The organism is Brevibacillus sp. SAFN-007a, from assembly GCF_051967035.1.
Taxonomy (GTDB): domain Bacteria; phylum Bacillota; class Bacilli; order Brevibacillales; family Brevibacillaceae; genus Brevibacillus.
This window is the reverse complement of record NZ_JBQCKK010000002.1, coordinates 157763-183481: the sequence shown is the minus strand read 5'-3', so window position 1 is coordinate 183481 and position 25719 is coordinate 157763. Positions and strand designations below refer to the sequence as shown.

Sequence of the window (25719 nt, the reverse complement as noted above, 5' to 3'; positions counted from 1 at the left end):
CTCGTCAGACTGCCGAATCCTCTCGGCAGTCTGTCTGTGCATTTCTCCTGCACAGACAACGTCTAGGAAAAAAGAGATTGCCAAGCACGAATGAGGAGTGGAAAAACCCATGTTTTTATTCAGAAAGCTGAGGAACAAAATGATTCTTTGGTTCCTCACCGTTGCCGTCATTCCCCTGGCTGTCGTGTCGCTGTTTATTACGAACAGCTTTTCTTCCATCCTGATCGACAAGCAAAAAGCATCGTATGTCGACCTGACCTCCAGTACAGCGATGGCGATGGATCAATATTTGGATCGACGCATGACCGAGATTCAGGTGTTGGCCCGCACCTCGGATATTCAATCGCCTGACGCGGCAGCGAAGAACGAGTTTATCCGCACATTTACCGCCGAAATGAAACTGTACGACGGCAATACGTTTATCGGTAGCGACGGAAAAGTATCCGCCGATACGTTTCCGAAGAGCGTCGGAATCGACCTTGGCGAACGCCAATTTTTCAAGGACGGCATGCAGGGCAAGTCGAGCTTCTCCGACGTTCTGGTCGCCAAAACGACAGGCAACCGCTCCATCATTGTCGCAGCTCCTGTCACAGGAAAAAACAAAGAAGCGCTTGGCGTCCTGACCGGGCTGGTCAATATGGATGCGTTCTCTTCGACGTTTCTGACCAATCTGAATGTGGGCAGTGACGGTTACCCGATTCTGGTGGACAACAAGCACCAGATTCAATACCATCCCAACCAGGAGCTGATCGGAAAGCCGCTTGCGGAATCGGCTCTGCCCCAGCCGCTGGTGGATATTTTGAACGCAGACAAAGCAGAAAAAGGCTCCTACAGCTACTCCGATCAAGGCAAGGAATACGTCGTCACGTACTCCCCGATTCCCAAAACGAACTTTGGCCTTTATCTACATATTCCGGTTGAATCCATCACATCTGCCGTTTCTTCCGTCAGCAACAATGTCATGCTCATCGTTTTTGGCGTAGTCGCTGCCGTGACCGCCATCGCGTATGCGATTTCCCGCCAAATCACCCGCCCGATTGTCGATGTGGCTGCTGTCGCCAACCGTATTTCCGAGGGCGAACTCACCGTGCAGCCGCTGCAAATCCGAACGCAGGATGAGGTTGGACAGCTGTCCCAGTCGGTAAACGCCATGGTGCACAACCTGCGCACGATCATTCAGCAGGTCAACGATACGGCTACGGATCTCGCTTCTTCGGCAGAGGAACTGTCGGTGAATGCGGAGCATACCAGCAAGGCGACAGAACAAATCGCCATTACGATTCAGGAAGTGGCCTACGGCGCGGAAAGACAGGTCCGAAGCGTAGAAGACAGCGTCCATGCCATGCAAGGGGTGTCACAAGGGGCACAGCAGGTAGCCTCGAATGCCCACTATGCCGATGAATCAGCCATGAGCGCTTCGCGGATCGCCGTAGAAGGCAACGAGGCGCTGCAAATCGTCATCAGCCAGATGCAGTCCATCGAGAATACAGTCGGCAACATTGCGGATATCGTCAAACGACTGGGGAACAGCTCGCAGGAAATCGGGCAAATCGTCCAGGTCATCACCGCCATCGCGGAGCAAACCAACCTGCTCGCGCTCAACGCTGCCATCGAAGCCGCCAGAGCGGGCGAGCAAGGTCGCGGATTCGCCGTGGTCGCAGACGAGGTACGCAAGCTGGCGGAGCAGTCCGCCCAGTCGGCGCAACAGATCAAAGAACTGATTACCACGATTCAGCAGGAATCCAATCAGGCTGTGCTGTCGATGGAGCACGGCACCAAGGAAGTCGCCATCGGCCTGACAGTCGTGAACAACGCCGGAAAATCGTTCGAGCAGATTCAGGATGCGGTCGCGCAAGTAGCGAGCCAAATCCAGGAAGTGAAGACGTACTCCGAACAGATGTCTGCCGGAACCGAGAAAGTCGTGGAATTGGTCAGCGTCATTGAGGAAGTCGCTGAAAACTCGGCAGACGGTACGCAGAGCGTATCCGCCGCCACCGAGGAACAACTGGCTGCCATGGAGGAAGTGAACTCCTCTGCTGCTTCCCTGGCACGAATCGCAGAAGAGCTGCAATCGCATGTGAGCCGATTCAAAATATAGCCGCAACGAAAACGTGCAAAAAGCCGTCGGGACCGATTCGCCCCGACGGCTTTTTCATCATGCTCGCTTAGCCCAGTGTCAGCATCCGGTCAGGATGGTTGGTGCAAATCTGCACCTCGGGATGCCAGGACATGACTTCCCGGATGTGCGCTGGCTCATCCAGCGTCCAGGCTACGACCTTGAAGCCTTTTTCGATCGCCGCCACCGCCAGCTCTCGCGTCAGGTACGGATAGCCCATGGACAGGATGCTGGCACCTGCCGCCTCGATCTGCTCCAGCATGAGCACGGGACGGCCGTAGACGATCAGCCCCGTCTGTACCTCCTGGTCGAGCATGCGCACGTGGCGAATCAGTTCGTGGTCAAACGACGTCACATACACTTCCTGCTTCATTCCGTACTGCTCCACCAGCGCCAGCACCTTTTCCGCAATCCCCGGGTACATGTCGCTCGTCGCCTTCAACTCGATGTTCAGCGTGCAGCGGCCCTTGACCGCAGCCAGCGCTTCCGCCAGCGTCGGGATTTTTTCGCCTGCAAACCTCTCGTCGAACCATTTGCCGGCATCGAGCCGGCGCAGCTCCGCAAGCGTGTGGTCTTTAACCAGCCCGCTTCCGTTCGTCGTGCGCTCCAGCGTAAAATCGTGAATCAGGACCGGAACACCGTCACGCGTCAACTGGACGTCAATCTCCATCGCCTGGATCGCAGGCTCGGCCAGCGCCAGTTGAATCGCAGCCAGCGTATTTTCCGGTGCTTTGCCCGACCAGCCTCGATGGGCCATACATATGTTCATATCGCGCGCCCCTCTCTTTCCGTACCGCTCCGCTGTCTTCACAGCTTGCTGCCTTTGGCAGTCGCATGTTACTGTGCTTCGACCTTCGTTGTCCGCCCGAGCATGACGGGAAGGCTGCTTTTCTTTCCAATCTGGCATGTGTCTTCCATTCCGTCAAGAGCCATACTCCAAAAGCACGGCGGGCATCGGCTCTGCTGCGTCAGGCTGCTGTTCCCTTCGCCTCGGCCACTTTTTCCCGCTGCTATGCCTCCTTCTACGGATCGCTTGCCAAAAAGGGCCATGTTCCTGTAAGGATGCCATTGACGGACATCGCCGAGCAGGAGTATGATCCATCTATATTCAAATAATCAAATATTCGAATATACGAAAAGAAGGGTTGCTACCATGAAGTGGGCCGCTAGATTTCAGGGCTACAATACGCAAGCATTCAAAAAAGACTGCGTGTCAGGACTAATCGTAGGGATTATCGCAATTCCGCTTGGCATGGCGTTCGCGATCGCCTCAGGCGTCAAACCGGAGTACGGGATTTACACCACCATCATCGCCGGTACGCTCATCTCGCTCTTTGGCGGCTCCCGCTACCAGATCGGCGGGCCGACCGGGGCCTTTATCCCGATTTTGTTTGCCATCGTCATGCAGTACGGCTATGAGAATTTGCTGCTGGCGGGCTTCATGGCCGGGATTCTCCTCGTCCTGATGGGACTGTTCAGGCTTGGCGGGCTAATCACATTCATCCCCCGCCCCGTCACCATCGGATTTACCGCCGGGATTGCCGTCATCATTTTTACGGGGCAGATCGCCAATTTCCTCGGTCTGTCGCAAGTGCAGCGGCATGAGGACTTTTTGTCCAACATGAAGGAAGTCGCCGTTCACCTCGATACCACCAGCTTGTACAGCGTAGCGACGGCCGTTTTGAGTCTCGCCATTATTTTAATCACGCCGCGCTTCGTGCGAAATGTCCCAGGCTCGCTCGTCGGCCTGGTCATCTCCAGTGTCGTTGCCTTCCTCTTGTTTGAAGGAAAAGTCGCGACGATCGGTTCGACCTTCGGAGAGATTCCCAGCGCGCTGCCCAGCTTTCATTTTCCTGAAATCACGCTGGAGCGCGTCCAAAAACTGCTGAGTCCGGCCTTCATCATTGCTATACTAGGAGCGATAGAGTCTTTGCTGTCTGCGGTTGTTGCGGATGGCATGACACGCAGTCGCCACAACAGCAACCAGGAGCTGATCGGGCAAGGCATCGCCAACATGGTGACGCCGCTGTTCGGGGGAATTCCCGCTACAGGCGCGATTGCCAGAACCGCAACGAATATCCGCAGCGGAGCGACCTCCCCTGTGTCCGGAATCGTCCACGGCATCGTCGTCCTGCTCATTCTCGTCCTGCTTGCTCCTTACGCCTCGCACATTCCTTTGGCGAGCATGGCGCCGATTCTGATGCTGGTCGCCTGGAACATGAGTGAGCGCAAGGAATTTGCGCACATCCTGAAAGCACGGACGAGCGACTCTCTCGTGCTGCTGATTACTTTTCTGCTGACTGTGTTTACGAATCTGACTACCGCCGTCGAGGTCGGGCTGGTACTGGCCGTGCTGCTGTTTATCAAAAGGACGCGCGAAAGCCTGCGAGTAGCCAAAGTATTGCCTGACCCTTCCTTGAAGCATGAGAAGGTCACGCCCCACATGGTGACGTCCCAGCACGATTGCCCGCAAATCAGCATCTACACGATTGAGGGACCGCTCTTTTTCGGGGATGCCGATCTGTTCGAAAGCTCGCTTGCGAACACGTTGCAGCATCAGCCAAAAGTATTATTGCTACGGATGGGCAAAGTACCGTTTCTGGACATGACAGGCGAAGCCAATTTGTCGCGGATCGTGAAACAGTGCATGAGCCAGGGCACAACGGTACTCGTGTCAGGACTCCAAAACGCCCCGAAACAAATTTTGCAGCGCACGGGCCTTTATGCGCTCATCGGCGAGGCGCACTTTTTCGACCACACCGGAGAGGCAATCGCGTACGCCCTGCGCCGGGTGGACGTCGGCAAATGTCTGGGCTGCCAGCACTTTGCCTTCCGGGAATGCGCGAATCTCGCTGATCCTCAGTCGCAAACGGTTGGCGTGCAGCAAACAACCCACACGTCGATATGACGAAAAGATCGGAGGAACCTGCTATTGAATTTGGAGCTACAGCAATTTAAAGCGAATTTCTTCAAAGCACTGGGCCATCCCCTGCGGATTCGGATTCTGGAGCTATTGGCGGAGGGAGACAAAAACGTGAACGAGCTGCAAACGCTCATCGGCAGCGAAGGCTCGGCCGTGTCCCAGCAGCTCGCCATTTTGCGCAACAACAACATCGTGTACGGCACCAAGGACGGAAACAAGGTGACGTATTCCTTGCGCGATCCGATGATTATTGAGCTGCTCAGCGTTGCCCGGCAAATTTTCAACAACCACCTGATCGACACGATCTCGATGCTGGATCGCTTCAATGAAGAATAGCGGCTGTCGTACGGCATACGGCAAAAGAAAAAGCCCGGGACTTCTCATCGTCCCGGGCTTGCTTCCGTTTTACGCGGAAACGGACACCAGCGCGTCCAGCGCAATCTGCGCCTCGGCTTCAATCGCTTTGGCCACCGTCTCTGTGTGCGGGTTGTACGAGGCGAGCAAATCGGCATCGGCGTAGCCGTCAATCGCGAGGATCGACCCGGCCTTCATGCCCCGCAGCGCGGCAATGACGAACAGCGCGGCGTTTTCCATCTCGACAGCCAACACCCCTGCTTTTTGGTACAGCTTGTGCGGAAATTCCAGAACGCCGCTGTAGAAAACATCGAGCGTCAGCGTGATGCCTTCCGTTACATTCAGCCCCGACTCGTGCGCCTTTGCTGCTTGCACGAGCGCATCTACCACGCGGCGATTGGCGACAGCCGGGAAACCGGGCGGAACCAGCTGGCTCGTAAGCCCGTCCTGGCGCACAACAGCCGAGCTGATGACGAGGCTGCCCGGCCCGATTTCTTGCTGATACGATCCCGCCGTCCCGACGCGGATGATGACCTGTACGCCACCCTTCGCCAGCTCCTCGAAGCACACGGCCGCTCCCGGCGAACCGACGCCGTGGCTGACTACCGCTACCTCCGTGCCTCTCCAGCTTCCGGCATAGCTGTGGTACTCGCGATTTTCCCCGATTTGCCGCGTGTCCTCCAGCTTGGAGGCGATCAAGGCAGCGCGTTTCGGATCGCCGCAGACGATGACGCGTTTGGGCAGCTGTTCCGGGTCTACTTTCAGATTGGTCAGCATCTCAATCAAACTCCTTTTTCTCCCATTCGTCTTCCGGGATCGGCAACGCTTCGCCGGAGAACCGCTCTTCGCGGAACGGGTCTGCGATCAGGTGAAAGCCGTTTTGCTCCCAGAAGCCGGGCTTGTTTTCGCGCATAAACTCAATGCCGCGCAGCCACTTCACGCTTTTCCAGAAATACAGGTGCGGGACGACCAGGCGCAGCGGCCAGCCGTGCTTGTCCGTCAGCGGCTCCCCGTCAAAGGAATGGGCCAACAGCACATGGTCGCGCATCAGGTCAGCCAATGGCACATTCGCCGTGTAATCGTGATCGCCGTGCAGCATGACGTAGGGCGCAGCGGGCACGACACCGATGGCCTGCAAAAAATCGCGGAAGCGCACGCCTGTAAACGCATTGTCGAACCGCGACCAGCGCGTCACGCAGTGAATGTCGCTCGTCACCGTCACCTGCGGCATTGCCATGAGCTGTTCGTAGTGGAGCGTAACTTCCCGGTCGACCTCGCCAAACACGCGCAGCGTCCAGTCCTTCATGTCGTAGGTCGGCACTTCGCCCTCGTGCAAAATAGGGAAGCGCTCTGTCAATACTTGCCCGGGCGGAAGTCGTTTGGCCAATGCCGGGTCGACCGCCGGCACTTTCATTCGCTTGATCCGATCTGCCTTGTTCATCTTGCGTACCTCCTTGGTCTTTCTTGACTGCGCCCTCTTTTTTACCGGGTGCTCTGCTGGTTATGGCTGGCACCTTGCATCCGATCCTTCAGGAAGAACATCGCCACCACCGTGAGCACATACGGCAGCATCGAGGTAAACTGCGTCGGAAGCGAGAAGCCTTGCAGACGAATGCTCAGCGCATCCATCAAGCCAAACAGGAAGCTCGACGCCACAATTCCCAGCGGGTGAGACTGCCCCATCATCATCGCGACCAGGGCAATAAAGCCGCGCCCCGCAGTCATTCCTTCCGAAAACATCGTCACTTGCCCCAAAGAAAGCTGCGCTCCGGCAATCCCGCACAAAGCGCCGCACAGGACGATCGCGAGCACCTGCAAGCCTGCTACCTTCAACCCGAGACTGCGGGCAGCCACCGGATTGGAACCGACGGCGAGAACCCGGAAGCCGGTCACCGTCCTGGAAAAGAACAAATAGAGCGCAATCGCGGCCACAAACGCAAAGTAGACGAGCGGCGAATGCCCCGATACGACCTCGCCCACGACGGGAATGTGCTGCACCCCCGGAATGTCCCACTTCGGCAAGCCTGCCATGTCCTTATCGTAAAACGCTCCCTTGACGCCAAAAATCGCCCGCAGCGCAAACGTCGTCAGACCGAGCGCAAGGAAATTGATTGCCACCCCGACGACGATCTCGTTTGCTTTCAGCTTGATCGTCATATAGGCAAACAGCAGGGAAAACAGAACGCTCATCAGCGCCGCGAGCAAGATTGCGAGAAACAGATTCCCGGTAACGTGATTGCCGACGATGGCAGAAAAGGCGCCAACGAGCACCATGCCTTCCAGCCCTACATTGAAAATGCCAACCCGCGCGCACAGCGCTCCCCCCAATGCCGCGAGCAAAATCGGCGTCACCATCCGAATGGTAGAACTGACGAGGGACCAATCAAGCAGCTCCATGAGATTCTCCCCCTTTTGCTTTTCGCTGTTTCCACCAGTCGTAGCTGAATTTAGCCGAGATAAACAGGATCAGCACCGCTGAAATCACGCTGGCCAGCTCCAACGGCACCTCTGTGTTGCGCTCCACGCCCATCGCTCCCGTCTGGAATGCAGCCAGCAGAATCGAGGTAAACACGACACCCACCGGATGGGCGTTCGCCAAAAGCGTGGCCATCAGCCCTGTCCAGGCGAAGTTCGGCACGGTCAAAGCGCCGTCGACAAACCGATAGTGCGCTCCCAGCACCTCGACCGTTCCGGCCAGACCCGCCAATCCGCCGCTCGCGAACATGCCCGTCAGCATGACGCGAACGCCGTTGATCCCCCCGTACCGGGCAAACAGCGGGTTTTGTCCCAGCATTTTCACTTCATAGCCAAACGGCGTAAAGCGAATCACCCAAAACAGGATCACGGCACCGACGATGGCAAACAAAAAGCCTGCGTGCACGCTCATCCCCGCAAACAGCTTGGGCAGCCAGACGCTTTTATCGAGCATGACCGTCTGCGCCAGCGCCGCCGAACCGCTGCGGTCGCGAAACGGCTCGGTGACCAGATAGCTTGCGAACAACACGGCGATATAGTTGAACAGCAAGGTGGAGATGAGCAGCGGTATGCGGAATCTCGCCTCCATAAAGCCCGGCAGCAGCGCCCACAAACCGCCTGCCGCCATTCCCGTGAGAATCGCAGCCACCAGCTTCACGATTCCCGGTGCGGGCAAATAGATCGCCACCAGCGTAGCGCTGATCGCCCCGAGCACCATCTGTCCTTCTGCCCCCAGGTTGAACACTCCCGCCCGAAAAGCAAGCGACAGCCCCAAGGCGATCAGCATGATCGGCGTCGCTCGCGCCAAGGTAGCGGTGAAAAAGTAGAAGCTGCCGAAGGCCCCTTTCCACATTTCCCGGTAGGTGCCCAGAATGGATTCCCCTACCGAAGCGATGACGAGCGCCCCGATCAACAGCCCGATGACAACCGCCAAAAGCGGCTGAACCAGTGATTTACCCAGCTCTTTGATTGCTGCCATGAACGCTTCCTCCCGCCATTAACACGCTGATTTTTTCCTCGGTTGCCTCTTTGCGCGAAAGCTCTCCGGCGATCCGCCCTTTGTACATCACCAAAATGCGGTCGGACAGCGCCAAAATTTCCGACAGCTCGGACGAGACCAGCAAAATCCCGTCACCCGCATTGCGCTTGTCGATCAGCGCCTGATGGATGTACTCCATCGCGCCGATATCGACGCCCCTGGTCGGCTCTGCCGCGATCAAAAACGGAGTCTCGTGTCCCAGCTCACGCGCCACGATCAGCTTTTGCAGGTTTCCGCCCGACAAATTCCCGGCAAGCTCCTGAAGCTGTCTGGAGCCTGTCTTGATCGCGAACGTTTCTACCCAGCCTCTGACGACCTGGCGAAAAGATTCGCGCAACACGACGCCGCGCCGATTGAACGCTGGCTTTCGCTGGTAGCCCATCAGCGCGTTCTCCTCGACGCTCTCCAGCTTGGCTACCCCCCACAGGTAGCGATCCTCCGGAATGTGCGCCAAGCCTGCCTCGCGAATCGTCGCCACAGCCTGGTTGGTGATGTCCTTGCCGCCCAGCCGAATCGTTCCCTCCTGTACCGTCCGCAAGCCGCTGATCGCTTGCAGCAGCTCGGACTGGCCGTTGCCCGATACGCCCGCGATGCCGACAATTTCCCCGTGATGCACGGTAAAGCTGACCCGGTCGACCAGCGTCTGCTTTTCCCGAACCGTCACGTTCTCCACCTGCAAAAGCGGCCCCCGCTCCAGGTCGACGCGCTCGCTCAGCTCCCGCAGCTCGCGTCCGACCATCAGCCGGGCCAGATCGTCCACATTCGTCTCGTCGCGCGCTACCGTGCCCGTCACCTTGCCGCCGCGCAGCACCGTGATCCGATCAGCGACCTCCATCACTTCCTGCAGCTTGTGGGTAATCAAAATGACGCTCTTCCCGCTCTCCGCCAGATTGCGGATCGTCTGCAACAGCTCGCGCACTTCAAGCGGCGTCAGCACGGCAGTCGGCTCGTCCAGCACGATGATGTCCGCTCCCTGGTACAGCACCTTGAGAATTTCCACACGCTGCTGCTCGCCGATAGAGCACTTCGACACTCTGGCCTCTGGATCAATCGGAATCCGGTACTGCTCGCTTAGTGCGCGGACCTTTTCCACGGCGTCCTTCCGGCGAAAAAATCCGGCCTGCTGCGGCTCGTAGCCGATCACGATATTTTCCGCCACGCGAAAGTCGCCAAACAGCATGAAGTGCTGATGCACCATCCCGATTCCGTTGCGAATCGCGTCCTGCGGCCCGCGAAAAACGACAGGCTTGCCGTCTAGCACGATCTCGCCGGACGTCGGCTGCTCCATGCCGTACAGCATCCGCATCAGCGTCGTCTTGCCCGCGCCGTTTTCCCCGACGATGGCGTGAACTTCTCCCGCCGCAAGCGAAAACGAGACCTTGTCGTTTGCCGTAAAATCGCCGTATTTCTTGGTCATGTTCCGCATTTCCAACCGAACGGTCATCCTTGCCCCTCCTTCTTTGCGCTTCGCCTCACCTAGCCTCGCCTTTGTTCGATGCTTTTGCCTTTTTGTCTATAAGGAAGACCGACTACACAGCTGTAGTCGGTCACCATCCTGCCCGGTGCGCCCGTTTTTAAAACGAGTCCGGCACTTTGCGGGTACCAGCGACGATTTCCTCGCTGATCGCTTTGACTTTGTCCACGACTTCCTGCCCAATAAAAGCGTTCAAAGGTGTCTGGCTCTCATGCGTCACATAGGTAACGCCTACGCCTTTTTCTTTCAGGCCGTACGAGATGACGCCGGGCTTGAACGAGCCTTCCACAAACGACTTCACGGTTTCGTACGCGGCGGTATCTGTCCCTTTCAGCTGGGACAACACGATGTGCTCCGGGTCAATCGTGGTGCGGTCCACGTCCTGTCCCGCTGTATAGAAGCCTTTTTCCTTCGCGGCCTCGAACACCCCGAGGTCGCCAACCGCTGCCGCTCCGTTGATGAAGTCGGCGCCTTTGGATGCTTGCAGCAGCGCCAGCTCCTTCGCTTTTGCCGGGTCAGAGAAGCTTCCTACGTAGTTCACCAAAAACTCCGCGTTGGGATTGGTTGCCTTCAATCCTTCCTGGAAGCCGCCTGTCCATTTCTTCAACAACGGAATGTCCATGGCGACAACCATGCCGACTTTGTTGGTCTTCGTGGCAAGACCGGCCGCCGCCCCCATCAGGTAAGCCGCTTCCTGCTCACGGAAGGTCACGCTGCGCACGTTCGGCAAATCTACTACGGTATCAATAATCGCGAAGTTGCGGTCAGGATTTTCGGCCGCCACTTTTTTCAACGCGTCTTCCGATTCAAAGGAAGACGTGATAATCAGATCGTAGTTTTCCGCCACCGCGACGCGCAGATTTTCTTCGATGGCGCCGTGGTCGGTAGACTCAATCGTTTTCACTTCTGCGCCAAATTCCTGTCCTGCTTTTTTCGCGCCCTCGTCCATTTGCTGGAAGAACGGGTTCACCCCGATTTTTTCCGGCAAAATCAGCGCAATGCGCTTCTTCCCGGCACCTTCTTGCCCTGTCGCTTCTTCTTTTGGCTGGTCAGCAGGCGCATTTCCCCCAGCCGCACAGCCTGTAGCCAATACAGCAAAGGTGGTGAGTGCCAACAACAACTTTTTCATGGTGTTTTCGCCCCTATCCGAACATTCTACGTTTTTTCTGGACCTTACTCCGTAATGTACGGCTTTTTTCCGAAAAGATCAATAACAAACACGAATATTTATTGTAAAAAATATTTTATCATTCGTGTTTGTTCCTTCCTGCCAACAAAAAAACTCTTCCCGAAGGAAGAGTTTGCGTCCGAAGCCGTCCTCTTCCTCATCTGTCAAAACCCCGGTACAGGTTTTGCAGGAATTGGCACCTTTCTGTCCATGTCACGCATGTCCAGTGGTTGCCGGGCTTCATCGGGCCAGTCCCTCCGCCGCTCTCGATAAGGAGATCAAACTATTCTGTTACAATGAGTTTATTCTAGCAGAACCCGTTGAAAAAGCAATCGTTTTTTCAGACTGTTCCCGCCAATTCGGCAATTCAGCAATTCGCGCTTATTGGCTGCGGAAGGTTTGCTGAAGTCGATGCGACAGATGGTTCAGCTCGCCCAGCTCTTCGGTAATTTCCCGCACCTTTTGATGCTGGTTTTCCGCTGTGGCAAACAGCTCCTCCAGATTTGCGAGCGATTGCTCGGTGACAGCCGTAATCGTCGACATTTCCATCGCCACTTCGCCCGAGCGCATTTTGACCCGATTCATGCTGGAGCCGACATGCTCGGCTGCCTGGAGGAAGGCCGTCATGCCGGAGCGCACGGCCTCGATCGACGCCACTGTTTTTACAGCCAGTTCCTGCCCCTTGGCCACCGAAGCCTCTCCGTTGCTGATCTGCTGGACGGCGTTCTCGCTTTCCTGGTGGAGCGATTTGAGAATCTCGGTAATTTCCTGGGTAGCGGTTGCGCTCTGCTCCGCCAGCTTGCGCACCTCGTCTGCCACGACGGCAAAGCCGCGCCCGTGCTCGCCTGCGCGTGCCGACTCGATGGCAGCGTTGAGCGCAAGCAGGTTGGTTTGCGTCGCAATCTGGTTGATCGCTCCTACAATCTCCTCGACCCGATTGGCCTGACGGTTCAGCTGGTGAATCGTCGACGCCGCCACGTTGACGGCAGACACAATCTGTTCCATCTGCTGCGACAGCTCTTTCATCATGTCGACGCTTTCCTTCAGACGGCGGTTGTTTTGATCGGATTCGCTCTTCATCGCATTCGTCTGCTCTGTGACCGCCACGATCTCCTGGTCGATCGACTGCACCTCTTCTTCGATTTTCACCGTCGAATTGGCCTGCGATTCCATCCCCGTCGCCACTTCCTTGAAGGCGAGCATCATTTCATCCGTATTGCGCTTCGTTCCTTCGGCATGCTCGTGTACGTGCTCTGTCGTCCGGTCAATCTGCTCGGTCATCTGCTGGATGTGGGCAAGCAGCTCTCCCAGACGGCGTTCTTTTTCCTCCGCTTCCTGACGGGCGAGGTTGGCCCTTTGCAGAGAAGCTTGTCCCGCCAGACAGAGGTACGTTACCGCTCCCATCATCATCAAACTCACCATGATGCGCAGGACCAGATTCAGCTCGTTGGCCTCGCCGCTGAAGATATCATACGAGCCTGTGTAGAATCCGACCAGCGTCACAATGATTTGCCCGATCCCGGCACTCACGACCAGCTTCCAGTCCAGGTAAGCCGCCAGAAAGCCCATCACGACAAAAGCGAGAAACGAAACCTCCGGATACGTCGTGAAATGGTCGAACGCAATCGCGTAATACATCAGTCCAATCGCTACGAGGTAACGAATGACCGGGCTGTCTTTTTTAATAAAGTAAAACGGTGAAGCGACAAGCGTGACCAGCAATCCGAGGGATGTCACCTTCCAGAAATTAGCATCAAATTGATAGGCAATGAGTCCTGCCATCCACAGGTGGTTCCATAGGATAAAAATCATAAATCCTTCTTTGTCCGTTAACGTGTTGCGAATCAATCGAATCATAAATGCCCCCCTTTTCCCTGCTACTTATGTATCGGATTCTTTTTCCATTATAACCCGCGCAGATTGCCTCATTTGTGAAAAAAGTGAGAACAGCCAAGACGAATGAAGAATAGGCTACAATCATACCCCTTATTTTATGACATCTGGAAAGGAACTACGAACCGTGGAAGATCAACTTCAGCTTTTGCCAGCCACCGTACTGACGCGGACGATCCAACGTCCCAACACCACGATCTATTACCCGCAACTGGCCGGGATCGCCAATCAGCAAGCAGAAAAAGAAATCAACCGCGCCCTTTTGCAAACCGTCCAGGGCTTGATTCATGAGCAGCAGCGGGTACAAGTACCGGGAAATACGCAAATGCAAGGAAGCTACGAAATCAAAACCAATGAACGCGGCATTTTCAGCGTCACCATGAACAATTACGCCTACACGCCGCAAATGGCCCACGGCATGACGTTTCTCGGGTCGGTGACGGCAAATATCCATACAGGCAAGCTCTATACGCTGCGCGAACTGTTCAAGCCGGGCAGCGATTACGTCAGGGTCCTGTCCGAGAATATCAAACGCCAGATCCAGGAACGGCAAATTCCCACGCTGAACGGATTTACAACGATCAAGCCCGATCAAGACTTTTACGTCGCGGACAAATCATTGGTGATTTACTTCCAGCTGTACGAAATCACTCCATACTATGTCGGCTTTCCGATGTTCCCCATCTCCGTCTACGAGCTGGAGTCGATCCTTGATGAAAACGGACCGCTCGGTATTTTGTCTGCCAGTTGACCAGCCTCCCTTTCCCTTCTTCCCGAAGCTGATGCCTTTGAAACGGCGTCAGCCTTCTTTTTGTCAGAAAACGGCCTTATTTTGCCTCAAATAAACGTTTACTTATATGTTAGGAACTGCTACTATGTTATTTGTACATATTTACTTAAGCAATCAAGCGCTTCCCCTAGCGAACCCGCTTTTCCTGGAGGTCTGATACCATGCAACATTACGGTCATAAAATTGGCCAAGCTGCCAGAGTCTTCAGTAAAACATTGAATGGAATCATGTCCCCGATGGGATTGTATAGCTCGCAATGGAGCATTATTCTCTGCCTGCACTATCGCAGCTCTTTGACGCAGGTGCAGTTGAGCAACTACCTGAACGTAGAGGCCCCGACCATTACCCGGACATTGACCAGGCTGGAGGAGATGGGCTGGATCATCCGCTCCGAGGGGGAAGACAAGCGGGAACGGTATGTGTCGCTCTCACCAGCCGCAATCGAGCGCTTTCCCCAGTGGCTACAGGCTGCGCAAGATTTGGAAGCGGTTGCTCTGCGCGATCTGGACGAACAGGAGCTTGCCGTCTTTAACCGGGTACTGAAAAAGATGACGGACAATTTGAATACACATGCATAGACGTGTCTGTGGGACGACGACACGACAAAAGGGCTTCTGCTCCTGAGCGATGATGCGCGGGAAGAAGCCCTTTTCCTGTATCGCCTGCTGCGTTCGCCGCTTGTCAATTCATCCGCTTGACCATACTGCGCGCCATCCAGACCCCGGCCGATCCCGCCTGCGCCAGTCCACGCGTGATCCCAGCCCCATCGCCTCCGCAGAACAGCCCTTTGATTTCTGTCTCAAACTCCTCGGTCAGCTTCGGACGCGCGGAGTAAAACTTGGCCTCGACGCCGTAAAACAGCGTGTGCTCCGAGGCAATTCCCGGCGTAACCTTGTCCAGTGCCTCCACCATCTCCATGAGGCTTTTCATCGTATTGTATGGCAGCACCAGCCCCAGATCGCCCGGCACCGCTTCCTTCAGCGTCGGCTCCAGGAAGCCTTCTTTGATGCGCGCTTCCGTAGAACGACGGCCCCGCAAAATATCGCCGTACTTTTGCACGATCACTCCGCCATTGGACAAATCGTTTGCCCGTTTGCAGATTTCGCGCGCGTATTCGTTCGGCTTGTCAAACGGCTCCGTAAACGTATGCGAGACGAGCAGCGCGAAGTTCGTATTGGTCGAGCCGAGCGCCGGGTCCTTGTAGGAGTGCCCGTTTGCGGCCATCACGCCGCTGTGATTTTCCACGACGACGTGCCCGGACGGATTGCTGCAAAACGTGCGTACGCGCGTGCCGACAGATGTATTGAAAATAAACTTGCCCTCGTACAAATGCTCATTGATTTCCCGCATGACAACATCGGACGTCTCTACGCGCACCCCTACGTCTACTTGATTGTTGTACATTTTCAGGCGGCGTTTTTTCAGAATATGGGTCAGCCAGGCCGATCCGTCCCGTCCAGGGCCGATGACGACAAAATCGCTCTCGTACTCTTCCCCGTTCTTCAGGACCACGCCTGTGACACGATGGCCGTCGTCTTCCTTGACCGTCAAAATGTCCTCCACCTCGGTCTTGAACATCATGTCGATCCGTTCCTTCAAGTATTCATAAATCGACTGCAAAATCTCCAGGTTTTGCTCTGTGCCCAAATGGCGCACCTGTGCGCGCAACAGCTTCAGCCCTGCCGCATACGCGCGCTGCTCGATGCTTTTGATCGTCTCTGTCGTCGGATCGGTGATCGTGCGGGTCGCGCCATGCTCCAGGTTGATTTCGTCGACGTATTGAATTAAGCCCAGCACGGTGGAAGGACGGAGGTAATCCGTCATCCAGCCGCCGAACTCGGTCGTAATATTGAACTTGCCGTCACTGTAGGCGCCTGCCCCACCAAAACCGCTGGTGATCGAGCAGGCCGGCAGACAGCCCGCGTAGTCTTTTTTCCCGGCAGGCGGCGGACAGAGCTTGATCTTCTCCTCCAGAATCGGACAGCGCCGGCTGTAAATGTCGTGCCCTTTATCAATGAGGAGCACTTTGGCAGTTGGCGCTTTTCGCGTCAGCTCATAGCACGTAAAAATTCCCGTTGGTCCTGCTCCTACCACAATCGCATCGTATTTTTTCACTTCCCGCTCCTCCTTGCAAGCATGTTGGCGTACAAAAAAATTCCCGGCCGACGAAGAAGGTAGGTCAAAGACACCTTCATTCGTAGCCGGGAATTTACGGTTCCCTGTAGAGACCCTCAAACCATATCTTTGAGGATATACGAACTTTTCATGGATGGATCCAGTCCGTTTGTCAACCAGCAACCATATGTATAGTAACGAACAAACGGAATCAAGTCAATGGTTTTCAGCAATTTCATTCGTGTTTACATGAATTTTACATAAAAAACAAGGGAAGTGAACGTGATTAAAAAGTAAAACACGAACATTACAACCAACTCATGCGTCTTGTCCGACGAGTCCTTTTCGCAGCGGCCGGAAGGAATCGACACAAAAAGGGAGAATATGTAGAATTTTACGAAATATTTTCCTATTACTACCCTCTTACAAAAAGGATGAGGCTTGCCCATGCGGGATTATCGCTATTACCAGTCTGCCTTTTCCGGTATTCCAAAGCCGTTCGCTTTTGTCGACCTGGACCTTTTGGAGCAAAATGCCGAGCAAATTGGTTTGCAGAGCAATGGCAAGCCCATTCGGATTGCCACCGCATCCATCCGCAGCATCGGGATTCTCAAGCATCTGTTGCAGCTGGACGATTGCTTTTCCGGGCTGCTGTGCTTTTCCGCTCCCGAAGCGCTCCATCTGTGCGCGGCAGGCTTTGACGATTTGCTTATGGGCTGCCCGGTTTGGGAAAAAAGCTGGCTGGTCGCGCTTGGCGAACAGATACAGCAAGGCCGCACTCTCACTCTTCTGATCGATTCCGCCTCACACGTGGAGCATCTGGAACAAATCGCCCGCGAGCAAGGCGTGATTTTCCCCGTCTGCCTCGACATCGACATGTCCACCGATATAGCGGGGCTGCATTTCGGCGTGTGGCGCTCTCCTCTGCGCTCCTTGGAAAAAGCCGTGGCCCTGGCTTCCCGCGTCGCTTCCTCCAGGCACCTCTCGCTGGACGGGATCATGGGCTACGAGGCCCAGATTGCAGGTATCGGCGATCGCTATCCCCGGCAATTTTTCAAAAACAGCCTGATTCGCCTGTTGAAACAGCTATCGGTAAAGGAAGTGGCTCATCGCAGAGCGGAGCTGGTCAAGGCGATTGCCGGGCTGGGCATTTCGCTTCGCTTCGTCAATGGCGGGGGAACAGGCAGCCTGCACCATACGGCAAAGGAAGATGCGGTGACCGAGCTGACAGCCGGCTCCGGCTTTTATTCGCCCGGCTTGTTCGATTACTATCAAGACTTTCATTTTCAACCCGCTGCCGGATTTGCTCTGGAGATCATTCGCAAGCCTGCCGAGCACATTTACACATGCGCGGGCGGCGGCTATGTCGCCTCCGGTTCCGCAGGGGCGGATCGCTTGCCCAGGCCGTACTTGCCAAAAGGCGTTCGGCTTATACCCGACGAAGGTGCCGGGGAAGTGCAGACGCCCATTCAGTATCGCGGCATGGAAACACTGCAACTGGGCGATCCCGTCTTTTTTCGCCACGCCAAAGCGGGGGAGCTTTGCGAACGTTTTTCGCGGCTCTACTGTGTTTCGGGCGGAAAAGTTGTCGCTCACCTGACAACCTATCGGGGAGATGGTTTATGCTCCCTGTAAACCTGTTTGCTGCCAAGCTCTGTTGGCCGCTTTTCTCCCGTTATCGCGGAATGGGGCAACGAGTGTTTCTGCTCGAAATGCGATTGATTCGCTCGAACCATTCTGATAGATTGGTTTCATCAAAAGCTGCCTTTCCCCCTAAGATCGGCGCCTTGTCTTTCTTTTTTACCCAATAAACGGAAACGGTTTTCACTATACGGAAAAACGGAGGCTTTTTCATGCAAAAATGGCAGACAAAAGACCAGCTCGTCGATCTCCTGTGCCATCTGGTCAGCATCCCGAGCGTGACCGGCTCGCCTGCCGAGAAAGACTTGCCCGGTTACGTCGTCGATCAGCTGCGCTCCCTGCCGTACTACCAGGCCAACCCCGATCATGTCCGGGCCCATCCGACCGACGATGGGCGACATTTTGTCACCGCTCTCGTCAAAAAGCCGGGCGTGCGCGACACCGTGATCCTGGTCAGCCACTTTGATGTGGTCGATGTGGAGGATTACGGCGGCTGGATGGAGCATGCCTTCGACCCGAAAACACTCACCCGCCTCTTCCAGCAAAATCAGGCGGACATGCCTGCCGATGTACAGCAAGATTTGCGCACAGGCAACTGGCTGTTTGGCCGCGGGACCATGGATATGAAGGGCGGACTCACGCTGCACATGTCGATGATCGAGCGGGCGTGCGCCGGAGAATTTGACGGCAACGTCCTCCTGCTGACCGTTCCCGACGAGGAAGTGAACTCTGTCGGCATGCGCGCGGCTGTCCCCACGCTGTTGAAATGGGCCGAGCAGTTCGATTTGCGCTATACGGCTGTGCTCAACTCGGAGCCGATGTTCACCCGCTTTCCGGGCGATCAAACCACCTATGTATACACAGGCTCCATCGGCAAAGTGCTGCCGGGCTTTTTGTGCTACGGAAAAGAAACGCACGTGGGCGAGCCGTTTGCCGGGCTGAACGGCAACTACATGGCCTCGCAAATCACCTGCGAGCTGGAGTTGAACACTTCGTTTTGCGAAGTCGTCGAGGGGGAAGCTTCCCCGCCTCCTACGAACCTGGTGCAAAAAGACCTGAAAAAAGAGTACTCCGTGCAAATTCCGCATCGCGCCGTGACGCTGTTCAACCTGTTCCTGTTGGAAAAGCAGATGGAGGAAGTCGTCGAGCCGCTCTTGAACGCAGCGCGAAATGTCACCGCGCGCATCCGGGAAACCTACCTTCGCCATGCCAGCCAGTTCGCCCAGTTCGCTCCTTTCAGCCCGCGCGACCTGTCCATCTCCGTGATGACCTACGAGGAGCTGTACACCTACGCCTTGAAAACGCACGGCGCGGACAAGCTGCGCCAACTGGAGGCAGACGTCATCGCCAACCGCCAAGACAAGGACGATCGCGACACGACCATCGAGCTGGTCGATCGACTGGCGATTCTCTGCAAAGAGCTGTCTCCGATGATCATCCTGTTCTTCGCTCCGCCGTTTTACCCGGCCGTCAGCTCGCGCCACCACCCGCTGATCCAAAAGACGGTGGCCGAGATGGAGGCGTACGCGCGGGAACAGCACCAGGTCACGTTGGTCAAGCAAAACTACTTTGGGGGCATTTCCGATCTGAGCTACGTCGGCCTGCAATACCCGGCGGCCTCCATGAAGCCGCTGGTCGCCAACATGCCGCTGTGGAACAACGGCTACTCCATCCCGCTACAGGAGCTGGAAGCCTTTCACGTGCCCGTCATGAACCTCGGCCCGGTTGGTCGCGATGCGCATCAATGGACCGAGCGTCTCGATGTCGACTACGCCTTCGACACGTTACAAGACATGCTGCCCCGCTGCATCCAGTCTTTGCTGCGGCATAGTCGGGCGGCAATCGAATAAGGGAGATGCGTTACCGCTGAGGAGGACTCGCCATGAACTTTGAAGCAAAAGAAAACGGATTCGTCGCCCACTTCCCCTACGGCGACCTGCACGTCTCCGGCGATGAAGCATACGGCTTTTGCCCGTATCAACTGCTGGTCTCCTCCATTGCCGTTTGTAGCGGAAGCTTACTGCGCAGCGTGCTGGGCAAGATGAGAATGCCGTGCAGCGCTATGAAGATCACAGCTGATGTCACACGCAACGCGGCAAAAGCCAACCGCGTCGAGAAAATTCACCTGCACTTCATCCTTACCGGGGAAAACATGAAAAAAGACAGGGTCCAAAAAGCCGTGGAAGCCGCAAGCAGAAACTGCCCGATGGTCCAGTCGGTACAAGGAAGCATCGTCGTGACCGAGTCTTTTGAGCTGGTTCCCTAATCGGTTCCCCTTACGCCATCAACTCTGGAAAGGAGAGGTCATCATGAGCGACCATCAGGCACAAAATCCTTCTCCTCCCCTTTTCCTTTTGAAAGGGATGCAGCATGTCGCTTTGCCTCCGCGTCACACGTGGTCTCTCCCCTGCGCTTCCCCGCATACGCTGCTCCTGGCGGCAGAAGGGAACGGCTATTGGCAGGCCGCGGACATGCCTGATTCGTGCGCGTGGTCTCCCGGGAGTGTTCGGTTTGCCACAGAGAAGACTGTCGCTACGATTGCCGCAGACAGCGGGAGCACTCTATCTTTTTTCGCATTCTATTTTGACGTTCTGGAGCCTGAGGGAGGCGTGTCCAACAGCTACTCGCCCAGCCGCTCCTGGAAACCGAACAACGACAGCTATCAGCTCCACTCGCCCCATCGCTGTTTCGAGCTTGCCTTCGCTTTGCTGGCCGACCAACAGAGCCAAAATCCGCTGGACGTCCTGCAAAATCAGATACGCTTCCAGCAGCTGCTGCACATCATCTGGCGTACAGGCAGCACGCAAGCCTCTGTCGAATCGGAGAAAGCGATCCAACAGACGCTCTCCTATATCCATGCGAATTATGCATCGTCGCTCTCTTTGACTGATCTGGCGAACCAGGCTGGGCTTACCCCCCGCTACTACACGGAGGTTTTTAAAAAGAACGTCGGCAAAAGCCCGATTGAATATGTGACCAGCTATCGCATCGATCAGGCGAAGAAGCTGCTTCGGGAATCGAAAAAACGATTGCGTGAGGTCGCGCATCTGGTCGGCTATGAGGATGAGTTTTACTTCAGCAGACGGTTCAAGCAGAAAGTCGGCGTCTCGCCCACTGTTTTTGCAAAAGTAAGCCAGAGGCTCATCGCACCCGTCACCTTCCAGTACACCGAGTATTTGATGGCCCTTGGCATCAAACCGGTCGGGGCGAAGGAAGACCAGGTTCAGTACATGCGCGAGCAGCTGCAAGTAAAAGAAGCCAAAGACATTATGGCGCTGTCCAGAACTTGCCCTGAGCTAATCAAGTCGTTGCAGCCTTCTATTATCCTGACGGACTATCACAAGGATAGCGCTGCCTTTTCCAGCATTGCCCCAACTTGCACGCTGCGTTGGCTCGATGCCGATGTCTTCGGTCATTTGCTGCATATCGCGGATCTGTTCGGACAAAAAGACAAGGCGCTATCGTGGATCAAACAGCATGAACTCAAGGTGCAAAAGACGAAGCGGTATGTAGACACATGCATTCCCCGGGAGGAAACCGTCGCGATTCTGAATGTGCGCCCCTCCCATCTATTTGCTTACGGCGTACGAAATATTGGACACGTCTTGTACAAGTCTTTGCAGCTGACTCCGCCCAGAATGATTCAGGAGAAGATCAAGCGCGATCCCAATTTTTGGGCCGTCCCAGTACAAGAAGAGCAAGTAAGCGAGTATGCCGCAGACTGGCTGTTCGTCCACGTCTTCGACGACGACCTATCGCGGGCCCACTATCAAGCACTGACAAAGCGGGAAGACTGGCAGCGGTTGCCTGCCGTGCAAAAAGGGCAGGTCGTCATGCTCAGTACCGTCTGGTTCGCCTACGATCCGTTATCGCTGGATGCCCAATTGGACGAAGCGATTCTGCTATTGAACAGGCACAAATCGTCCTGACCGCCAGATTATCCATAGAAAAACGGAATAATCTCCATGGATGAGCCTGAAGGTTCAGGGTAAGATGTAGCTTGTTATTGAGAATGATTTTCATCCAGATTCAGGGGGGTACTCATGAAAAAATCGCGCATACATGCATGGCTGTCTGGCATCATGCTCCTCGCCTTTCTCTTTTTGACGGCTTGCGGGCAGACCGCGCAAAACCAGTCCACGCAACAGCAAACGGCCTCTCCGGCAACTGCCGCTGAGCCTGGAAAAACGGAGACCGCGAAACCAGAAACACGTGTCATCAAGCACGCCAAAGGCGAAGCAATCGTTCCGGTCAAAGCCGAGCGCGTCATCGCCCTGCAATATTTGGGCACCGTGCTCGCCCTTGGCCTAAAGCCGGTCGGCGCACTGGAAGGAGACATGGAAGGCGCAGACATGGCGCCTTTGGTGCAAGGGATTGAGTCAGTCGGGACTTACGAGGCGTACAACCTGGAAAAAATGCTGGAGCTGCAGCCCGACCTGATCCTGACCAACTCGGACGTCGAACCGCAACTTTATGAAAAGCTGCAAAAAATCGCTCCTGTCGTCGCGATCAACTTCGAGGAAGCAGATGTCTTCAGCCATGTGAAGCAAGTAGCCGAGGTGCTTGGCAGAGAAAAAGAAGGCGAGGAATGGCTCGCCAAGCATAACGCCAAGGTGGAGGAAGCACGCAAGCTGCTCCAGGGCAAGATCGGAAAGGAACAGACTGTCGCTGCCTTGAACGTCCGGGCGAAAACATTGAAAATGTACGGCACGCGCAACATGGGCCACGTCCTGTACAACTCCTTGCAGTTGACACCCCCGGCCCCGATCCAGGCAGAGATCGACAAAGACCCGAACTTCTGGAGCAAAGATATTTCGCTGGAGCTGTTGCCTGAATACGCTGCCGATCACATTTTCCTGATGGTGTTCCCAGGTGAAGATGCAACACAGTATTTGAAAGAACTGGAGAGCAGCAGCTTGTGGAAAAACCTTCCTGCAGTCAAAAACAACCACGTCTATGTCGTTGATGTGGACAGATGGCTGGGCTATGACCCGATTCTGATTGAAAAGCAGCTCGATGAAGCGGTGGAATACTTGAGCGGAGCGAAAAAGCCGTAGCCTTTTTGACTTCAACCTTTTTCAGCCTACTCGTACAGCCTGGCAGCCTAGCCGGGCTGTTTCTTTTTGCGGCTTCATCGTTTGAACCGATTTCCCAAGCGCCACTTCCATGCGAAAGGACCCTCCCCTGTGAACATTCACAAGGCAAAGGGTCCTTCCTTTTTATAAAATGGGAGACAACAACCGCGCCAATGATTCCTGCATGCGTATCCGAAGCGGACGGTTGAAATACTCATCCGTCGTCATTTCCCGGCAATCGGCGAGGTCTGCCAAGAACAGCTCCTCCAACTGCTGAGCCACCTGCGAATCGTACAAGAACACATTGGTTTCAAAATTGAGCTTGAAGCTGCGGATATCGACGTTCGCCGTCCCTACCGAAGAAAGCTGGGTGTCCACCACGATCGTCTTGGCGTGCATGAAGCCTTTTTCGTACAAATAGCAGCGCACGCCGCTTTTCAACAGCTCGCCCAGATAGGAGTTCGTCGCGAAGAAAACCATCAGGTGGTCCGGCCTGCCCGGCACCATGACGCGCACGTCCACCCCGGACATCGCGGCCATTTTCAACGCGGTCAGCATGCTGTCGTCCGGTATGAAATACGGGGTCTGCAAATAAATCTTGTGACGCGCCTTGTAGATCATTTTCAGAAACGCATGCTTGATTTGCTGCTTTTCCGAATTCGGTCCGCTCGACACGACCTGGCAGCCGATTGTGCCCTTTGGCTCCGGCATCTCCGGGAAGTAGTCGAGCGACTCCTGCATTTTTTTCGCTGCTGCCAAATTCCAGTCCAGGAAAAAACGCGCCTGCAGCATGTAGACTGCTTTTCCTTCAATCTGCAGGTGTGTATCTCGCCAGTACCCCAGCTTCTTATCCTTGCCCAAGTATTCGTCGCCGACGTTGAAGCCGCCAATAAAGCCGCTTTTTCCGTCGACGATCGTCAGCTTGCGATGGTTGCGAAAGTTGACGCGGAAATTGAGAAACGGAATCGACGAAGGAAAGAACGAGACGACTTCTCCCCCTGCCTCCACCAGCGGCCGGAAAAACCGGGAAGAGACGCCTGACGATCCGACAGCATCATAGAGCAGCCTGATCTTGACGCCTTCTCGCGCCTTCTTCGTCAAAAGTTCCAACAGCTGCGTTCCCAGTTCATCATCATTGATAATATAGTACAGCAAATGCACGTGTTCCTTGGCATCTTCAATCTGCCTGAACATGCAATCGAACAAGCTGTGCCCTTCGGCGAACACTTGAACGGCATTGTCCTGCGTATAATAGGCACCGTCGCTTACCACGTTCATGAAAATCATGTCGCGATGCCTCTCCATCGCCGGATCGTTCACCTGCAGCTCGCCCTGCTCCAGCAGCTTCTTCTGCTTGTCGACAGCGGCGCGAAAATGGGAAAACTCTCCCTCGCGGAGCCGATACAGCTTTTTCTTGCTCAGTCTTTGCCCAAAAAGCAGGTAGAGGAAAAAGCCGATACCCGGCAAAAACAACAGAACCATCAGCCATGCCCAGGTAGCCGCAATGTTGCGCCTCTCCATAAAGATGAGAACAGCGGCCAAGATCAGATTCCCTATCGTAATGACCGCCACAATTTGCTCCAGCAACAACATCACACCACATCCACCCTCAAAGGATATCTCCCATTCTACAACATTTGCTTCCGGGATTCATCCTTGGCCCGGATCGAGTCGGCTACTGCTCCAACAGTTCCCCGTTCTTCATGATGCAGATGCCGTCCAAATACACGTCCGGCTCTTTGACCACCAGATCAATGTGCACGCCGGCTATTATTGTTCCACCGAAGGTATTGTTGCTGCCAAAGGCAACGTGAATGGTTCCGTACACTTTCTCGTCCTCCAGCACGACTCCCGTAATCCGTGCCTTGTCATTCGTTCCGATCCCAAACTCGCCCAGCATCCGTCCGTCCTGATCGCCCAGCATTTGCAGCAGACGTTCGGCGGAGGTGCCTTCGGCGTGGACAATCCGCCCTTTTTCAATCGTCAGCAGCAGCGGCGAGTCGATTTTGCCGATCCCGGAAATCGAGCCGTCCACCACAATTTGCCCTTCTGCCGTGCCCTCCATCGGCGCCACGTACGCTTCTCCTGACGGCAGGTTGCCCGATTCACCCGGATTGACGTACATGCCTGTGCTGGGCACGCCATGGCGTCCGGCGATGGAAAAAGTGAGCGACTTGCCCGCTTTTTCGATACGCACGGTGCTGGCTGCGGTCAACAGCTCGGTCACTTTCTCCGTCCGTGCTTTGACTTGCGCGTAGTCGGCAGAGATCGCTCCTTCCAAAAACATATCGGCCGTGATACTTGGCATGGTGGCGAGTCTTGCGCCGTTTGCCGCCGCTTCTTTCCGCGCTTTTGTATGCGTCAGGGAATGCTCGGTCACGCACACGACCACATCGGCGCTTTTCATCGCTGCGGCTACCGCCACCGGAGGCTCCTGACCAGACTTTTCCCGTTCCTGCATGACCATCAGCATCGCTTCCGCTCCCAACTGCTTGCCAGCCTCGAAGAGCATTTCTCCAAGCTCTCGCTTCGGCTCGTCCGCCACTACCAAAAACGATTCATTCGCCTGGAGTGCCATGCAGTTTGTCAAAATCGCCTTGCTCGTCTCTATCAACTTCCTGTGATCCATCGTCCTCTGCCTCTTTCCCTCGATCAT

At 55.4% G+C, this 25719-nt stretch carries 21 protein-coding genes and 2 riboswitches; of the genes, 10 read left to right on the top strand and 11 right to left on the bottom strand.

Translation table 11 applies throughout. From position 1 onward, the window contains the following. Positions 1–109 precede the first annotated feature (109 nt). Entirely contained in the window at positions 110–2098 is a 1989-nt protein-coding gene (locus tag ACTHO6_RS04265) for a methyl-accepting chemotaxis protein (protein ID WP_440239710.1), read from the top strand. 67 nt (positions 2099–2165) lie between these two features. On the opposite strand, the gene ACTHO6_RS04260 is transcribed toward ACTHO6_RS04265, so the two are convergent. Then, positions 2166–2885, bottom strand: a complete 720-nt coding sequence (locus tag ACTHO6_RS04260; RefSeq protein ID WP_440239708.1) for a glycerophosphodiester phosphodiesterase — start codon at positions 2883–2885, stop codon at positions 2166–2168. 384 nt (positions 2886–3269) lie between these two features. Between ACTHO6_RS04260 and ACTHO6_RS04255 the strand changes: the two genes are divergently transcribed. Further along, positions 3270–5024: a SulP family inorganic anion transporter gene (locus ACTHO6_RS04255; protein ID WP_440239706.1), complete on the top strand. Its 1755-nt coding sequence runs from the start codon at positions 3270–3272 to the stop codon at positions 5022–5024. 24 nt (positions 5025–5048) lie between these two features. Beyond that, complete coding sequence (locus ACTHO6_RS04250; protein ID WP_005827573.1) at positions 5049–5375, top strand: ArsR/SmtB family transcription factor; 327 nt, start codon at positions 5049–5051, stop codon at positions 5373–5375. Between the two features lie 69 nt (positions 5376–5444). Here the strand turns inward: ACTHO6_RS04250 and ACTHO6_RS04245 are convergent, their stop codons facing one another. From ACTHO6_RS04245 to ACTHO6_RS04215, 7 genes are all read right to left on the bottom strand, one after another. After that, a complete protein-coding gene (locus ACTHO6_RS04245; RefSeq protein ID WP_440239704.1) occupies positions 5445–6170 on the bottom strand; it encodes a nucleoside phosphorylase in 726 nt (241 codons plus the stop codon). A gap of 1 nt (position 6171) precedes the next feature. Beyond that, entirely contained in the window at positions 6172–6834 is a 663-nt protein-coding gene (locus ACTHO6_RS04240; RefSeq protein ID WP_440239702.1) for a sulfite oxidase-like oxidoreductase, read from the bottom strand. Between the two features lie 41 nt (positions 6835–6875). Further along, a complete protein-coding gene (locus ACTHO6_RS04235) occupies positions 6876–7790 on the bottom strand; it encodes an ABC transporter permease (RefSeq protein ID WP_440239700.1) in 915 nt (304 codons plus the stop codon). Next, on the bottom strand, positions 7777–8847 hold the full coding sequence (locus tag ACTHO6_RS04230) for an ABC transporter permease (RefSeq protein ID WP_440239698.1): 1071 nt from the start codon (positions 8845–8847) through the stop codon (positions 7777–7779). Before ACTHO6_RS04230 ends, ACTHO6_RS04235 begins: the two co-directional genes overlap by 14 nt. Continuing rightward, the gene (locus ACTHO6_RS04225) at positions 8822–10351 is read right to left on the bottom strand and encodes an ABC transporter ATP-binding protein (protein WP_440239696.1); all 1530 of its coding nucleotides are present in this window, start codon (positions 10349–10351) and stop codon (positions 8822–8824) included. The genes ACTHO6_RS04230 and ACTHO6_RS04225 overlap by 26 nt, the downstream gene beginning before the upstream one ends. Positions 10352–10481: 130 nt before the next feature. Continuing rightward, positions 10482–11510, bottom strand: a complete 1029-nt coding sequence (locus tag ACTHO6_RS04220; protein WP_440239694.1) for a BMP family lipoprotein — start codon at positions 11508–11510, stop codon at positions 10482–10484. A gap of 193 nt (positions 11511–11703) precedes the next feature. After that, a riboswitch (SAM riboswitch) is annotated at positions 11704–11825 on the bottom strand. A 105-nt stretch (positions 11826–11930) separates the two neighbouring features. Continuing rightward, positions 11931–13406: a methyl-accepting chemotaxis protein gene (locus ACTHO6_RS04215; protein WP_440239692.1), complete on the bottom strand. Its 1476-nt coding sequence runs from the start codon at positions 13404–13406 to the stop codon at positions 11931–11933. Positions 13407–13569: 163 nt separating this feature from the next. Here ACTHO6_RS04215 and ACTHO6_RS04210 point away from each other — a divergent pair, with 163 nt between their 5' ends. After that, positions 13570–14193 (top strand): DUF3298 domain-containing protein, encoded by a 624-nt coding sequence (locus ACTHO6_RS04210; RefSeq protein WP_440239690.1) that lies wholly within the window; start codon positions 13570–13572, stop codon positions 14191–14193. A gap of 200 nt (positions 14194–14393) precedes the next feature. Beyond that, positions 14394–14810, top strand: a complete 417-nt coding sequence (locus ACTHO6_RS04205) for a MarR family winged helix-turn-helix transcriptional regulator (RefSeq protein WP_440239688.1) — start codon at positions 14394–14396, stop codon at positions 14808–14810. A 103-nt stretch (positions 14811–14913) separates the two neighbouring features. Here the strand turns inward: ACTHO6_RS04205 and ACTHO6_RS04200 are convergent, their stop codons facing one another. Further along, positions 14914–16347, bottom strand: coding sequence for an NAD(P)/FAD-dependent oxidoreductase (locus tag ACTHO6_RS04200; RefSeq protein ID WP_440239686.1), 1434 nt, complete (start codon positions 16345–16347; stop codon positions 14914–14916). Positions 16348–16410: 63 nt separating this feature from the next. Continuing rightward, positions 16411–16510, bottom strand: a riboswitch (purine riboswitch). Positions 16511–16794: 284 nt separating this feature from the next. Here ACTHO6_RS04200 and ACTHO6_RS04195 point away from each other — a divergent pair. The 5 genes from ACTHO6_RS04195 to ACTHO6_RS04175 all read left to right on the top strand — a co-directional run bounded on the left by ACTHO6_RS04195 (position 16795) and on the right by ACTHO6_RS04175 (position 23045). Beyond that, positions 16795–17982 (top strand): amino acid deaminase/aldolase, encoded by a 1188-nt coding sequence (locus ACTHO6_RS04195; RefSeq protein ID WP_440239684.1) that lies wholly within the window; start codon positions 16795–16797, stop codon positions 17980–17982. Positions 17983–18200: 218 nt separating this feature from the next. Next, complete coding sequence (locus ACTHO6_RS04190) at positions 18201–19838, top strand: M20/M25/M40 family metallo-hydrolase (protein ID WP_440239682.1); 1638 nt, start codon at positions 18201–18203, stop codon at positions 19836–19838. A 32-nt stretch (positions 19839–19870) separates the two neighbouring features. After that, positions 19871–20254 (top strand): OsmC family protein, encoded by a 384-nt coding sequence (locus tag ACTHO6_RS04185; RefSeq protein ID WP_440239680.1) that lies wholly within the window; start codon positions 19871–19873, stop codon positions 20252–20254. A 43-nt stretch (positions 20255–20297) separates the two neighbouring features. After that, positions 20298–21917 carry a helix-turn-helix domain-containing protein gene (locus tag ACTHO6_RS04180; protein ID WP_440239678.1) on the top strand — a complete coding sequence of 540 codons (1620 nt, stop codon included), beginning with the start codon at positions 20298–20300 and terminating at the stop codon, positions 21915–21917. 114 nt (positions 21918–22031) lie between these two features. Continuing rightward, complete coding sequence (locus ACTHO6_RS04175; RefSeq protein ID WP_440239676.1) at positions 22032–23045, top strand: ABC transporter substrate-binding protein; 1014 nt, start codon at positions 22032–22034, stop codon at positions 23043–23045. Positions 23046–23207: 162 nt separating this feature from the next. Here the strand turns inward: ACTHO6_RS04175 and cls are convergent, their stop codons facing one another. Together cls and ACTHO6_RS04165 are read right to left on the bottom strand one after the other, a co-directional pair. Continuing rightward, complete coding sequence (gene cls, locus ACTHO6_RS04170; RefSeq protein WP_440240088.1) at positions 23208–24656, bottom strand: cardiolipin synthase; 1449 nt, start codon at positions 24654–24656, stop codon at positions 23208–23210. Positions 24657–24738: 82 nt separating this feature from the next. Beyond that, the gene (locus ACTHO6_RS04165; RefSeq protein WP_440239674.1) at positions 24739–25692 is read right to left on the bottom strand and encodes an aminopeptidase; all 954 of its coding nucleotides are present in this window, start codon (positions 25690–25692) and stop codon (positions 24739–24741) included. Positions 25693–25719: the final 27 nt, after the last annotated feature.

Coding starts and splice junctions, on each gene's coding strand:
- ACTHO6_RS04240 (WP_440239702.1), bottom strand. CDS start 6,834: ATGAACAAGGCAGATCGGATCAAGCGAATGAAAGTGCCGGCGGTCGAC.
- ACTHO6_RS04215 (WP_440239692.1), bottom strand. CDS start 13,406: ATGATTCGATTGATTCGCAACACGTTAACGGACAAAGAAGGATTTATG.
- ACTHO6_RS04180 (WP_440239678.1), top strand. CDS start 20,298: ATGAGCGACCATCAGGCACAAAATCCTTCTCCTCCCCTTTTCCTTTTG.
- ACTHO6_RS04190 (WP_440239682.1), top strand. CDS start 18,201: ATGCAAAAATGGCAGACAAAAGACCAGCTCGTCGATCTCCTGTGCCAT.
- ACTHO6_RS04265 (WP_440239710.1), top strand. CDS start 110: ATGTTTTTATTCAGAAAGCTGAGGAACAAAATGATTCTTTGGTTCCTC.
- ACTHO6_RS04260 (WP_440239708.1), bottom strand. CDS start 2,885: ATGAACATATGTATGGCCCATCGAGGCTGGTCGGGCAAAGCACCGGAA.
- ACTHO6_RS04175 (WP_440239676.1), top strand. CDS start 22,032: ATGAAAAAATCGCGCATACATGCATGGCTGTCTGGCATCATGCTCCTC.
- ACTHO6_RS04245 (WP_440239704.1), bottom strand. CDS start 6,170: ATGCTGACCAATCTGAAAGTAGACCCGGAACAGCTGCCCAAACGCGTC.
- ACTHO6_RS04195 (WP_440239684.1), top strand. CDS start 16,795: ATGCGGGATTATCGCTATTACCAGTCTGCCTTTTCCGGTATTCCAAAG.
- ACTHO6_RS04255 (WP_440239706.1), top strand. CDS start 3,270: ATGAAGTGGGCCGCTAGATTTCAGGGCTACAATACGCAAGCATTCAAA.
- ACTHO6_RS04220 (WP_440239694.1), bottom strand. CDS start 11,510: ATGAAAAAGTTGTTGTTGGCACTCACCACCTTTGCTGTATTGGCTACA.
- ACTHO6_RS04225 (WP_440239696.1), bottom strand. CDS start 10,351: ATGACCGTTCGGTTGGAAATGCGGAACATGACCAAGAAATACGGCGAT.
- ACTHO6_RS04230 (WP_440239698.1), bottom strand. CDS start 8,847: ATGGCAGCAATCAAAGAGCTGGGTAAATCACTGGTTCAGCCGCTTTTG.
- ACTHO6_RS04205 (WP_440239688.1), top strand. CDS start 14,394: ATGCAACATTACGGTCATAAAATTGGCCAAGCTGCCAGAGTCTTCAGT.
- cls (WP_440240088.1), bottom strand. CDS start 24,656: ATGTTGTTGCTGGAGCAAATTGTGGCGGTCATTACGATAGGGAATCTG.
- ACTHO6_RS04165 (WP_440239674.1), bottom strand. CDS start 25,692: ATGGATCACAGGAAGTTGATAGAGACGAGCAAGGCGATTTTGACAAAC.
- ACTHO6_RS04185 (WP_440239680.1), top strand. CDS start 19,871: ATGAACTTTGAAGCAAAAGAAAACGGATTCGTCGCCCACTTCCCCTAC.
- ACTHO6_RS04235 (WP_440239700.1), bottom strand. CDS start 7,790: ATGGAGCTGCTTGATTGGTCCCTCGTCAGTTCTACCATTCGGATGGTG.